Below are 12877 nucleotides of genomic sequence, written 5' to 3'. Positions count from 1 at the left end.
CCGTTTCAGAAGACGGGGTTGGAAAGCTTTTCGACGCGGCCCGCGTGGCGTCCGCCACCGAACTCGGCCGAAAGGAAAGCATCGAGGCAGGCCTTGGCCATGTCTTCGCCGGTCAGGCGCGCGCCCATGGCGATGACGTTGGCATCGTTGTGCTCACGCGCGAGCGCGGCCGAGAGCGGCTCGGAAACGAGCGCGCAGCGGCAGGCGGGATCGCGGTTCACAGCGATCGAAATGCCGATGCCCGATCCGCAGAGGGCGACGCCGAACTGCGCGGTGCCATCGGCGACGACCGAGGCCAGCTTGTAGCCGTAGTCGGGGTAATCGACGCGGTCGGCGGTTTCGGGGCCGAGATCGGCTACTTCGTGGCCGAGTTCGATGAGGTATTCACGCAGGGTCGCCTTAAGGTCGACGGCGGCGTGGTCTGAAGCAATCGCAATGCGCATGGGATCGGTTTGCCTGTCCTGATGCGGGGAGTCGTTTGCGCACCCCCTTAGTCGCGAGTTCGTTGCAATGCCACCATTGTTGGCGATGCCGACATGCAATTGCCGGAAGTGGGCGTTTTAAATGGAATTTCCGCGGTATTTCGCGGAAATCGATGCCGATCCGGGCAACCTGCGCGGCATTTCCATTCCTTTTTGGGCTTTTGGGACGCATCGCCCTGCGATTGACAGCGGTGCTGGCCCCGCGGATGTTCTCCCTTTCTGCGAAGGGGTTAGTGGTGAAGTCGGCAAAGCTTTTGATCGTTTCGCTGCTTCTGGCGGTCGTTCTTGCGATAATGGGAACCACGCCGCCCCGGCCAGCGCCGTCCACCGCGCCGCAAGAGGCCTTCGCCGTCGGCCGGGTCATGACCGATGTGGCGGAGATCGGGCGTGCCCCGCACCCAAGCGGATCGCCACAGCTTGCGGCACTGCGTGGCTATCTGATGAACCGACTCGGCTCCTTCGGCATGGCGGTGCATACGCAGGAGGCGCTTTTCCCGGCTGAAGCACGCGATGTTCTGAACCACCGCAGCGGCGCGCAGACGGCGCAGATCCCGCTGGTCAACATCGTCGCGGTGCTGCCCGGCAAGGATCGCGATCTGCCGGCGGTGGCACTGATGGCGCATTACGACAGCGTCTGGGGCTCACCCGCCGCGGCCGACGACGGTGCGGGTGTGGCATCGATTCTTGAGACGATGCGCGCGCTTTCACAGGATCGCGACCGCCGCCGCGACGTGATCGTCGTGCTGACCGATGGCGAGGAAGCCGGACTCAACGGCGCGAAGCTGTTCTTTGGGCAGGCGCCGGAGGCGAAGCGGATCGGCGCTTTGGTCAATCTGGAAACGCGCGGGGGAGGGGGCAAGGCCAACCTGTTCCAGACTTCGGCAATGAACGGCGATGTCGCGCGGCTTTGGGCGGCGACCGCGCCGCATCCGGCCGGGACTTCGCTGGCCACATTCATCTACAGCGTATTGCCCAACGATACCGACCTGACGGTGGCCCTGCCGCATGGATACGCGGCATGGAACTTCGCGTTCATTGGCCGGCCTGGGCTCTATCATTCGCCGATGGCGACGCCGTCCAACCTCGATCGCGGTTCGTTGCAGCAGATGGGTGAGCAAACGCTGGGACTGGCGCGTGCGATGGCGAAGGCTCCGCAATTGCCGGGTAGGTCGCCCGATATCGTGTTCTTCGACGTGTTCGGTCTGTTCGCCGTGCATTATGCCGCCTGGTGGGGCTGGGCGATGCTGATCACCGGCTTCGTCGGCTATGGCACTTTGGCGCTGCGCCGCTTCGACGGGCGCGCTTTCCTTGGCGGCGCGGCGCGGATGCTGGGGCTGATCGTGGTGACGGCGGGCGTGCTCGTCCTGCTCAACATGCTGTCGAACGGCAGCCCGGTGAACTATTACGACCGGCTTGCCGCGATCCCCAGGCTGCAGATCATGGCGCTTTTCGCGAGCATCGCCGTTGCGCTGGTCGTGCTGGGCAGGAAGCCGGACGGCGTCGCGGGCGAGGCCGGCCTGGTTCTGCCGGTTCTGCTGGCCGGGGCGGCATTTCAGGCTTTCGCACCGACTGCGGCCTATGTTCTGGCCGTGCCGCTCCTGCTGGGCGGCGCGGTGGCGCTGCTGCGCGCGTTAGGCCCCGACAGCCTGGCACGGGCCGCCGGCGTGGTGGTTGCCGGTGTGGTCACCGGCTATGCGCTGATGCTGGGCTATTCGCTGATGCAGGCGGTGGGGCCGACCACGCCGGCGGTTGCAGTGCTGCCGCTGGTCATCGCCGTATGTGCGCTGGTGCCCTTGCGTCCGCCGTTTTTGCTGCGTGGATCCCGCGTGCTGGCGGTGCTGCTGTTGCTGGCGGCGATCGCGGTTGCGCTGTGGGTACGGCTCGACGCGCCGGCGCCGTCGATTGCCGCCTACACCGACCAGCGCAAGAACACTGGTCGGCGTTGAACAAGGGGATCAGCTCTTGGGAGCGGCCTGCGGGTGGGCCTTCAGGTAGGCTTCCACCTTCGTCTTGAGATCCGCGGCAATCTGCTGTGAAAGCACGGATACGTCCTTGAAATAGGCGGTGTTGACGGCGGCCACATCGGGGTCGGACATCACTTCCGTGCTCTGCTGCAGGAAACGTGAGCCGCTGGGTGTCTTGGCGAATGCGCGCACGTCCTGAAGTTCGGTCAGGGTGAACTTGCGTGCATAGGCCTTGGCGATGGCATCCATCTGCTTGGGCAGGAACGTGCTGACGGCCGGCTTCAGAAGCTGCGGAATGTCGGTGAAGTAGTCTTCGAGGATCCGCTTGAGGCCGGCATCATGGATGGTTTCCAGCGGAGTGCTGGACTTGAACTGGGCACTCATCGTGGTCAGCAACTTCTGCATCATCGCGTCACGCTGTTCCGGCGGCCACGCCAGCGTGACGATATCGTGCGCCACGGCGAGGCGGGCGGGGTCCGCGGGCTGCGAAGCAGCCGGAGCGGCCGAAGAGGAGGATTGAGCTTGCGCCGGAGCAATGGCGGCAAGGGTGGAAAGGCCGATAACGGCCGCTGCGCACGAAGCACGGAACATCAGATATTTTCCCCATTCCAACCACGCGAAAGCGCGGCGGTTCGCTTCGCTATGCGGCGGATGGATTGAGGACAAATTAAAACGCCCGCAACCGGGGTGGCGGGCGTTTTGAAAGTGTTTCGTTTCGATGGCTTACTGATCGAGGAACGAACGCATCTTGCGGCTGCGGCTCGGGTGCTTGAGCTTGCGCAGCGCCTTCGCCTCGATCTGGCGAATACGTTCGCGGGTGACCGAGAACTGCTGGCCCACTTCTTCCAGTGTGTGATCGGTGTTCATGCCGATGCCGAAACGCATGCGCAGCACGCGTTCCTCACGCGGGGTGAGCGAGGCAAGGACGCGGGTGACCGTTTCCTTGAGGTTCGCCTGGATCGCCGCATCCACCGGGATGATCGCGTTCTTGTCCTCGATGAAATCGCCCAGGTGCGAATCTTCCTCGTCGCCGATCGGCGTTTCGAGGGAGATCGGCTCCTTGGCGATCTTCATCACCTTGCGCACCTTTTCGAGCGGCATCGACAGGCGCTCGGCCATTTCTTCCGGCGTCGGTTCGCGGCCCTGCTCGTGCAGGAACTGGCGGCTGGTGCGGACCAGCTTGTTGATCGTCTCGATCATGTGGACCGGGATGCGGATCGTGCGCGCCTGATCCGCGATCGAACGCGTGATCGCCTGACGGATCCACCAGGTTGCATAAGTCGAGAACTTGTAGCCGCGGCGGTATTCGAACTTGTCGACCGCCTTCATCAACCCGATGTTGCCTTCCTGGATAAGGTCCAGGAACTGCAACCCGCGGTTCGTGTATTTCTTGGCTATCGAAATCACCAGACGCAGGTTCGCCTCGACCATCTCCTTCTTGGCGATGCGCGCCTCGCGCTCGCCTTTCTGGACCATGTTGACGATGCGGCGGAATTCTGGAAGCGCCATGCCGGTGGCGGCGGCGATATCGGAGACTTCGGAACGAATACGTTCGACCGAATCGGCCTCTGCCTCAGCAAAGGCCGCCCACTTCTTGTCCTTCTTGGACATGTCGGTGAGCCACGTGTCGTCCAGTTCACGGCCGACGTACGTGTCGAGGAAGTCGGCGCGCTTCACCTTGTGACGCTCTGCCAGACGCAGCATCTGGCCGCCAAGGGCGGTCAGGCGGCGGTTGAAGGCATAGAGATTGTCGACCAGAAATTCGATCTTGGTCGCGTGGAACTTCACCGATTCCACTTGCGCGGTCAGTTCCTCGCGCAGCGACTGGTACTGCTCTTCCTTGGCGGCCGGAAAGTCGATGCCGAGGGCCAGCGCGTCGAGACGCTCCGACTGCAGGCGCTCGAAAGCCTGGAACAGTTCGGTGATGAGCAGAAACTTCTCAAGTGCTTCGGGCTTGAGGGCGGCTTCCATCTGGGCGAGGCTGAGGGTGTTGTCCTCTTCCTCTTCCTCGGCCTCACGCTTCGGAATTGGGTTGCCGTCTTCGTCGACTTCCTCGGAGTTGTCCTCCTCTACCTCGTCCTCTTCCTTGAACGAGGGGCCGGCGGTCTTTTCGCTGATCTCGTCGTCGTCGCTCTCACCGTCCTCATTGAGGCTTTCGGGCGCGGGTTCCTTGGACAGCATGGCGTCGAGATCGAGGATCTCGCGCAGCTGCATTTCGCCGTTGTTGAGCGCTTCGGACCACTGGATGATCGCGTGGAAGGTGATCGGGCTCTCGCAGAGGCCCAGGATCATCATGTCGCGGCCGGATTCGATGCGCTTGGCGATGGCGATTTCGCCTTCGCGGCTGAGCAGTTCCACCGCGCCCATTTCGCGCAAATACATGCGCACAGGGTCGTCGGTCCGCTCGACCGTTTCCTTCTTCTTCGCGTCCACGACCATGCGCGGGGCGGCGTCGTCCGAATCGACTTCATCGCCATCATCGTCGTCGGAATCGGCCTGGCCGTCGGCGTCTTCGTCGCTCTCGACGATATTGACGCCCATTTCCGAGATCGCGGCCATAATGTCCTCGATCTGGTCGGTGGACATCTGATCTTGCGGCAGGGCTTCGTTCAGTTCGTCAACGGTGATGACACCCCGACGCTTGGCGCGGGCGATCAGCTTCTTGATCGACGCTTCATTGAGGTCGATCAGCGGCGCATCGTCGTTGGTGTCGCCGGTGTTGTCGTTCTTGCTCATTCTTCGCCGTTTTCCCCGTGCATTCGTCCTGATTATACAATCAGAAAGACGCCGCCTGTCTTGTCGCCATTTGCCTTAGGCGACTATCGAATTCCAGCTTTCTCTTGAGAAGACGTTGCTGTTCGGCAAAAGCTTCTTCCGACAGCTCGCTTTCAAATCGGGCTGTCGCCTGCGCCAATGCCGCCTCCAGAATCGGACGTTCCACCAAGAGGTCGATCGCCTGAGCAAGATCCTCTGCCGCCTGGTCCGCGCCGGTATCGGGATTCAGGAACCCGAAGCGCAATCCTGAATATTCTGCGGTGCCGGGGATCTCCAGGCCGTTATTCGCCAATATGGTAGCAAGAACATCGCTTTCAAGCGGTTCGTGGACACGGTGGCTCACATCGTGGCAATCGAGCAGCAAGGCGAAGCGCGGATCGAGGTTCGGCGTGCGGGCGAGCGCTTCGGCATGGCGGGTGATCTGATCCGGCCACTGGATCAGCCCGGAAAGAATCGCGGACGACAGGGCATCGCGCGCGCCGCCTGCCATGGCACGGCGCAGGCGTTCCAGCGATTCGGGATCCGATTCGGGAATCGGGCTCCAGCGGCCCTTCTGGAAGTTGCCGCGTCCGCCGCCGCGCGGCTGGTTTGGGCGGAATTGTCCGCCTTGACCACCGCCGCCCTGCTGCCAGCGGCTTTCGCGCTTGGGGAAGGCGAATTCGGAATAGCGATCCTGCAGTTCGCGGCGGTAGAGGCTGGCGATATCGGGGTGCTGGATCGTATCGACGTGCGCCATCAGCCGGGCCTTGAGGCCGGCCTTGTCTTCGGGCGTGGTCAACGGCTGGGCATCGCGCTCCACTTCCCATAGAACTTCGATCAGGCTTTTCGCGGCGCCGAGTATTTCTCCCATTGCCTGCGCGCCGCGCTGCTTGATGAGGTCGTCCGGGTCCAGCCCCTCAGGCAGGCGCACGATCCGCAGGGAGTGGGCAGGGCGCAGCAAGGGCAGGGCGCGGGTAACGGCGCGCATCGCCGCGCGCTGGCCGGCGGCATCGCCGTCAAAGCAGAGAACCGGCATTTCGACATGGCGCCACAGCATCTCGATCTGCTGCTCGGTCAGCGCGGTGCCGAGCGGGGCGACGCATTCGCCGATGCCCGCGGCCGCCATCGCGACCACGTCCATGTAGCCTTCGACCACGACCATCCGGCCCGACTGGCGCGCGGCAGGGGCGGCGCGGTGCAGGTTGTAGAGGGTGCGGCCCTTGTCGAAGAGGGGGGTGTCCGGAGAGTTCAGATACTTCGGCGCATCGGTCTTCTCCTTGGTGAGAATACGGCCGCCGAACGCGATCACCCGGCCGCGCGCATCCTCGATCGGCAGCATCAGGCGGCCGCGAAAACGGTCGTAGGGGTCGCGGTTCTCGACTTCGATCCTGAGACCCGCCTCGATCAGCATGGGTTCCGGGAATTTGCCGAGGGCTTCCTTCATGGCCTGCCGCCCCTCCGGCGCATAGCCGAAGCCGAAGCGCTGGAGGGTGTGGGCGTCGAACCCGCGTGTCGCCAGATAGGCGCGCGCCGATTCGCCGCCGGGCGAGGAGAGGTTCTGCACGAACCACGCCTGCGCGGCGGCCATCACGTCGTGAAGCGTATCGCGCTTCTCCGCCGCCTTGGCCGCGCGCGGATCGGGGGCAGGGACGTCCATCCCCGCTTCGGCTGCCAGTTCCTTCACCGCATCCATGAAGGACAGGCCCTGATGGTCGGTCATCCAGCGGATCGCATCTCCATGTGCGCCGCAGCCAAAGCAGTGATAGAAGCCCTTTTCGTCGTTGACGGTGAAGCTTGGAGACTTCTCGTTGTGGAACGGGCAGCAGGCCTTGAACTCGCGCCCCGCCTTTTGCAGGCGGGTCGATCGACCGATCAGCGCGGACAGGGTTATCCGCGTGCGAAGCTGGTCAAGCCATTGAGGGGTAAGCACGGTCCTGCCGCCCGATCTCGTGTCAGGTCAGGCCAGCGCCGCCTTTACCCAGCCCGAAGCCTTGCCCATGTCGAGCTGGGTGCCGTGGCGCGCCTTCAGTGCGGCAACGACCTTGCCCATGTCCTTCATGCTCTCGGCGCCAACTTCGGTCTTGATCGCCTCGATCAGGGCCTTGGTCTCTTCCTCGGAGAGCTGCGCGGGCAGGAAGGTCTCGATCACGTCCAGCTCGGCCTTCTCTTCGGCGGCCTTTTCGGGGCGGCCACCTTCTTCGAAGAGCTGGATCGATTCGCGGCGCTGCTTCACCATCTTCTGCAGCACGTCGATGACCATGGCATCGTCGTCCGGAAGAGAATCGGCGGTGCGCAGTTCGATGTCGCGGTCCTTGATCTTGGCAAGGATGAGGCGAACTGCGGCGAGGCGCGGCTTGTCGCCTGCCTTCATCGCGGTGATCTGGGCGGCCTTGATCGAATCACGAAGCATTGTTTTCCTGCTGTTCTGCTGGTTTTGGAAAAGGGTGATGGCGCAAAAGTAGCAAGCCGTGCGCCAAATTGCACCTGTCGCGCCTTGACGCGGTGCACAACCCTGTCTAGCGGGCGGGCCTTAGCACACATAGTCAGAAACGCCGTAAACGGAGCGACCCACCATGGCCGACGCCGCATATACGCTTGCGCCCAAACCTGAAGGGGCGACAGGCGTTCTCGTCCTGAGCGATGGACACGTGGTCTGGGGCCGCGGCTTTGGAGCCGTTGGCGAAGCAGTCGGCGAAGTCTGCTTCAACACCGCGATGACCGGATATCAGGAAGTGATGACCGACCCGTCCTACGCGGGCCAGATCGTCACCTTCACGTTCCCCCACATCGGCAATGTCGGTGTCAACGACGAGGATCTCGAATCCAAGGTCGATGGCGCCGTTGGCTGCGTCGTTCGTGAAGACGTGACCGCCCCGTCGAACTTCCGCGCTGCGGGTGAGTTCGGCGAATGGCTTGCCGCCAAGGGCAAGGTCGGCCTTGCCGGGGTCGATACCCGCGCATTGACCCGCCGCATCCGCCTTCAGGGCGCGCCCAATGCGGTGATCGCCCATAACCCGGAAGGCGAATTCGACATTCCAGCGCTGATCAAGCGTGCGCAGGAATGGCCGGGCCTTGAAGGCATGGATCTTGCCAAGATCGTCAGCCGCGAAATCCAGGAGGGCTGGGAAGGCTCGACCTGGGAACTCGGTGAGGGCTTCGGCGCTGCTGCGGGCGATGCCCTGCCGCACGTCGTCGCCATCGACTACGGCGCCAAGGACAACATCTTCCGCAATCTGGTGAAGGCCGGCGCGCGCGTGACGGTGGTTCCCGCCGAAACCTCGCTCGACGCGATCCTCGCGCTGGAGCCGGCAGGCGTGTTCCTGTCGAACGGCCCGGGCGATCCGGCGGCGACCGGCGAATATGCCGTGCCGGTGATCCGCTCGCTGTTGGATCGCGACGTGCCGATCTTCGGCATCTGCCTCGGTCACCAGATGCTGGGCCTTGCGGCCGGCGCCAAGACCTCGAAGATGCATCAGGGCCATCGCGGCGCCAACCATCCGGTGAAGCGCCTGGACGACGCGGTGGTCGAGATCACCTCGATGAACCACGGCTTCGCGGTCGATAACCAGTCGCTGCCCGAAAACGTCGAAGAGACGCACGTCTCGCTGTTCGACGGTTCGAACTGCGGCATCTCGATCAAGGGCAAGAAGGCCTTCGGCGTGCAGTATCACCCCGAAGCCAGCCCCGGACCGCAGGACAGCTTCTACCTCTTCGAAAAGTTCGTGGGGATGCTGGCCTGATGGGCGTCACGGGTCGGTTTCTTGCTGCGGCGCTGGCGCCGTATCCCGCATCGGCGATCATTGCCGGTGCGGACCAGCGAGATTTCGACCCGGCATGTCGCTTTGCCTATGCACTGGGAAGCCCGGCCTTCGCGCCGGGAACCCGTGCAAAGCAAGGTGCCATATAATGACCAACCTTATCGACCACATGATCGCTTACTATATTGCCGGACAGGCTGCCGAACTCTCGGTTGCGCCGCGGTTCTACCCTTATGGTGAACTGCAGCTCATCTTCGAGGACAAGATCTCGGTAGCCGTCCGCAAGTTCGGCCCCAAGGTGCGCAAGCATTCCAAGGAAGCCGGCAAGGCCTTCATCGACCGGATGCTCGAAACGGGCGCCTGGTCGACCACGGAAGGCGAGTACGGCGGTTCGATGCATCAGTTTCAGGCTGACCGGTTCAAGGCGGTGATCCGCGAAGAGCAGGACAGCAACCCGATCATTCTCAAAGCCAAAGCCGAAGGCCCGGATTACTGGGACAAGGCGTTTGGCGAACTGGTGGCCTAGGCCGCCAGTCCGACATACAAGACACACAGGACACCCCAGGACAGCCCATGCCCAAGCGCACAGACATCTCCTCGATCCTCGTCATCGGCGCCGGCCCGATCATCATCGGCCAGGCCTGCGAATTCGACTATTCGGGGACGCAGGCGATCAAGGCGCTGAAGGAAGAGGGCTACCGGGTCATCCTGGTGAACTCCAACCCGGCGACGATCATGACCGATCCGGACATGGCCGATGCCACCTATGTCGAACCGATCACGCCGGAAGTGGTCGCCAAGATCATCGAGAAGGAGCGCCCGGATGCGGTGCTCCCGACGATGGGCGGCCAGACCGCGCTGAACTGCGCGCTGGCGCTGTTCAACGATGGCACGCTGGAGAAGTTCGGCGTGCAGATGATCGGCGCCGACGCCGACGCCATCGACAAGGCCGAGGATCGCCAGCGCTTCCGCGACGCGATGGACAAGATCGGTCTGAACTCGGCCCGCTCTGGTGTGGCCCACACCATGGACGAAGCGTTCAAGGTGCTGGAAACCACCGGCCTGCCGTCGATCATCCGTCCCAGCTTCACGATGGGCGGCACCGGCGGCGGTATCGCCTACAACAAGGCCGAGTTCGAGACGATCGTCCGTTCGGGCCTCGATGCCTCGCCCACCACCGAAGTGCTGATCGAGGAATCGCTGCTCGGCTGGAAGGAGTATGAGATGGAGGTCGTGCGCGACAAGCACGACAACTGCATCATCATCTGCTCGATCGAGAACGTCGATCCGATGGGCGTCCACACCGGCGACTCCATCACCGTCGCCCCGGCGCTGACGCTGACCGACAAGGAATACCAGATCATGCGCAACGCCTCGATCGAGGTGCTGCGTGAGATCGGCGTCGAAACCGGCGGTTCCAACGTCCAGTTCGCGGTCAATCCGAAGGACGGCCGCCTGATCGTGATCGAGATGAACCCGCGCGTTTCGCGCTCCTCGGCACTCGCGTCGAAGGCCACCGGCTTCCCGATCGCGCGCGTCGCGGCGAAGCTGGCCGTGGGCTTCACGCTCGACGAGATCATGAACGAGATCACCGGCGCCACGCCGGCGGCGTTTGAGCCGACCATCGACTACGTCGTCACCAAGATCCCGCGCTTCGCGTTCGAGAAGTTCAAGGGCGCCAAGAACGACCTGACCACCGCGATGAAGTCGGTGGGCGAAGTCATGGCGATCGGTCGCAACATCAAGGAATCGATGCAGAAGGCCCTGCGCGGCCTCGAAACCGGCCTCGACGGTTTCAACCGCGTGGTCGAGTTGGAAGGTGCGGGCCGCGATGTGATCACCGCCGCGCTGTCGAAGGCGACGCCGGACCGTCTGCTGGTGGCCGCTCAGGCCTTCCGCGAAGGCTTCTCCGTGGACGAGATTCACGCCATCGCCCACTACGACAAGTGGTTCCTGCGCCACATCGAAGAGATCATCGCCGAAGAAGCGCAGATCATGAAGCACGGCCTGCCGGTCGATGCGCAGGGCCTGCGCCGCGTGAAGGCCATGGGCTTCTCCGACAAGCGCCTTGCCACTCTGGCGGTGCGTTCGGTCGGCGTTGCCGGCGGCATGGGCGAGACCCAGGCCAAGCGTTCGGGCCTGCTGCATGACGCGCTGCGCGCCATGGCCGGTGCCACCAGCGAAGAGGAAGTCCGCCAGCTGCGCACCAAGCTGGGCGTGCACCCGGTGTTCAAGCGCATCGATTCCTGCGCGGCCGAGTTCGAGGCGATCACGCCTTATATGTACTCGACCTACGAAGCGCCGATCTTCGGTGAGCCGGAGAACGAGGCAAACCCATCGGATCGCAAGAAGGTCGTGATCCTCGGCGGCGGTCCCAACCGCATCGGCCAGGGCATCGAGTTCGACTACTGCTGCGTCCACGCCTGCTTCGCGCTTGCCGAAGTCGGCTACGAGACGATCATGGTCAACTGCAACCCGGAAACCGTGTCGACCGACTACGACACCTCCGACCGCCTCTACTTCGAGCCGTTGACCGGCGAGGACGTGCTGGAAATCCTGCGCGTCGAACAGTCGAAGGGTGAACTGGTCGGCGTGATCGTGCAGTTCGGCGGCCAGACCCCGCTGAAGCTGGCGCAGGCGCTGGAAGATGCCGGCATCCCGATCCTCGGCACGTCGCCCGATGCGATCGACCTTGCCGAAGACCGCGAGCGGTTCTCGGCGCTGGTCGAGAAGCTGGGCCTGAAGCAGCCGGCCAACGGCATTGCCCGCAGCCGTGACGAAGCCGTGAACGTCGCCAATCGCATCGGTTACCCGGTGCTGATGCGCCCCAGCTACGTGCTGGGTGGCCGCGCCATGGAAATCGTCGACAGCGAACAGCAGCTTGACGACTACATCGCCACCGCCGTTCAGGTTTCGGGCGACAGCCCGGTACTGATCGACCAGTACCTGCGCGACGCGATCGAGTGCGACGTCGATGCCCTTTGCGACGGCGATCAGGTCGTCGTGGCCGGCGTCATGCAGCATATCGAGGAAGCGGGCATCCACTCGGGCGACAGCGCCTGCACCCTGCCGCCCTATAGCCTGCCTGCCGAGATCATCGCCGAGATGGAACGCCAGGCCGAAGCACTGGCCTTCGGGCTCAACGTGCGCGGCCTGATGAACATCCAGTTCGCGGTGAAGAATGGCGAAGTCTACCTGATCGAAGTCAACCCGCGCGCCTCGCGCACGGTGCCCTTCGTTGCCAAGGCCCTCGGCCAGCCGGTCGCTAAGATCGCCGCGCGCGTGATGGCGGGCGAAAAGCTGGCGGACTTCCCGCCGTTCAAGCGCGAGCTGCCGTATATGGCGGTGAAGGAAGCGGTCTTCCCGTTTGCGCGCTTCCCCGGCGTCGATCCGGTGCTGAGCCCGGAAATGAAGTCGACCGGCGAAGTCATGGGCATCGATGCCGACTTCCCGCGCGCCTTCCTCAAGGCCCAGCTTGGCGCCAGCATGCGCCTGCCGGACAGCGGCACCGTGTTCGTCTCGGTGAAGGACAGTGACAAGGCGGTGATCCTGCCTGCGGTGCAGATGCTGGTGAAGGAAGGTTTCCGCATCGTCGCGACGGCTGGCACGCACAAGTACCTGACCGAGGCCGCGCTGCCGGTGGAACTGGTGAACAAGGTGGCGGAAGGTCGTCCGCATATCGTCGACAAGATCGTCGATGGCGAGATTGCACTGATCTTCAACACCACCGAAGGCTGGCAGAGCCTGAAGGACTCGCAATCGATCCGCGCTTCCGCCCTTACCGGCAAGGTGCCGTACTTCACGACCGCCGCCGCCAGCGTGGCTGCTGCACAGGCAATTTCTGCGCAACGCGGGAGCCAGCTTGAAGTGCGTTCGTTGCAGGATTATTATAGCTGAAATCGATCTAGCCTCCCCACAT

General features: G+C 63.6%; 9 protein-coding genes. 4 read left to right on the top strand and 5 right to left on the bottom strand.

Features of this window, described 5'->3' with window-relative positions:
* Positions 1–5 precede the first annotated feature (5 nt).
* On the bottom strand, positions 6–443 hold the full coding sequence (gene rpiB / locus ACZ1JV_RS19250) for a ribose 5-phosphate isomerase B (protein ID WP_159827962.1): 438 nt from the start codon (positions 441–443) through the stop codon (positions 6–8).
* A gap of 275 nt (positions 444–718) precedes the next feature.
* On the opposite strand from rpiB, the gene ACZ1JV_RS19245 reads away from it, so the two are divergent.
* Complete coding sequence (locus tag ACZ1JV_RS19245) at positions 719–2428, top strand: M28 family peptidase (RefSeq protein ID WP_465150111.1); 1710 nt, start codon at positions 719–721, stop codon at positions 2426–2428.
* A gap of 9 nt (positions 2429–2437) precedes the next feature.
* Here the strand turns inward: ACZ1JV_RS19245 and ACZ1JV_RS19240 are convergent, their stop codons facing one another.
* The 4 genes from ACZ1JV_RS19240 to ACZ1JV_RS19225 form a co-directional block, all read right to left on the bottom strand.
* The gene (locus ACZ1JV_RS19240; RefSeq protein ID WP_465150110.1) at positions 2438–3037 is read right to left on the bottom strand and encodes a DUF2059 domain-containing protein; all 600 of its coding nucleotides are present in this window, start codon (positions 3035–3037) and stop codon (positions 2438–2440) included.
* A 132-nt stretch (positions 3038–3169) separates the two neighbouring features.
* Positions 3170–5182, bottom strand: a complete 2013-nt coding sequence (rpoD, locus tag ACZ1JV_RS19235) for an RNA polymerase sigma factor RpoD (RefSeq protein ID WP_465150109.1) — start codon at positions 5180–5182, stop codon at positions 3170–3172.
* 40 nt (positions 5183–5222) lie between these two features.
* Positions 5223–7130, bottom strand: a complete 1908-nt coding sequence (gene dnaG / locus ACZ1JV_RS19230) for a DNA primase (protein WP_465150108.1) — start codon at positions 7128–7130, stop codon at positions 5223–5225.
* 27 nt (positions 7131–7157) lie between these two features.
* Positions 7158–7610 carry a GatB/YqeY domain-containing protein gene (locus ACZ1JV_RS19225; protein WP_465150107.1) on the bottom strand — a complete coding sequence of 151 codons (453 nt, stop codon included), beginning with the start codon at positions 7608–7610 and terminating at the stop codon, positions 7158–7160.
* A 163-nt stretch (positions 7611–7773) separates the two neighbouring features.
* On the opposite strand from ACZ1JV_RS19225, the gene carA reads away from it, so the two are divergent.
* From carA to carB, 3 genes are all read left to right on the top strand, one after another.
* Positions 7774–8940, top strand: a complete 1167-nt coding sequence (gene carA, locus ACZ1JV_RS19220) for a glutamine-hydrolyzing carbamoyl-phosphate synthase small subunit (protein WP_465150106.1) — start codon at positions 7774–7776, stop codon at positions 8938–8940.
* Positions 8941–9106: 166 nt separating this feature from the next.
* On the top strand, positions 9107–9484 hold the full coding sequence (locus tag ACZ1JV_RS19215) for a hypothetical protein (RefSeq protein WP_465150105.1): 378 nt from the start codon (positions 9107–9109) through the stop codon (positions 9482–9484).
* Positions 9485–9531: 47 nt separating this feature from the next.
* Entirely contained in the window at positions 9532–12855 is a 3324-nt protein-coding gene (gene carB, locus ACZ1JV_RS19210) for a carbamoyl-phosphate synthase large subunit (protein ID WP_465150104.1), read from the top strand.
* The last annotated feature ends 22 nt before the right edge of the window (positions 12856–12877 follow it).

It is taken from the genome of Novosphingobium sp. BL-S-19 (assembly GCF_055521675.1).
This window is presented reverse-complemented; position numbering and strand designations above follow the sequence as displayed.

What these genes read in the sequence shown, in the direction of transcription:
- rpiB (WP_159827962.1), bottom strand. Translation starts at nt 443, where the DNA reads ATGCGCATTGCGATTGCTTCAGACCACGCCGCCGTCGACCTTAAGGCG.
- ACZ1JV_RS19240 (WP_465150110.1), bottom strand. Translation starts at nt 3,037, where the DNA reads ATGTTCCGTGCTTCGTGCGCAGCGGCCGTTATCGGCCTTTCCACCCTT.
- rpoD (WP_465150109.1), bottom strand. Translation starts at nt 5,182, where the DNA reads ATGAGCAAGAACGACAACACCGGCGACACCAACGACGATGCGCCGCTG.
- ACZ1JV_RS19225 (WP_465150107.1), bottom strand. Translation starts at nt 7,610, where the DNA reads ATGCTTCGTGATTCGATCAAGGCCGCCCAGATCACCGCGATGAAGGCA.
- carA (WP_465150106.1), top strand. Translation starts at nt 7,774, where the DNA reads ATGGCCGACGCCGCATATACGCTTGCGCCCAAACCTGAAGGGGCGACA.
- ACZ1JV_RS19215 (WP_465150105.1), top strand. Translation starts at nt 9,107, where the DNA reads ATGACCAACCTTATCGACCACATGATCGCTTACTATATTGCCGGACAG.
- carB (WP_465150104.1), top strand. Translation starts at nt 9,532, where the DNA reads ATGCCCAAGCGCACAGACATCTCCTCGATCCTCGTCATCGGCGCCGGC.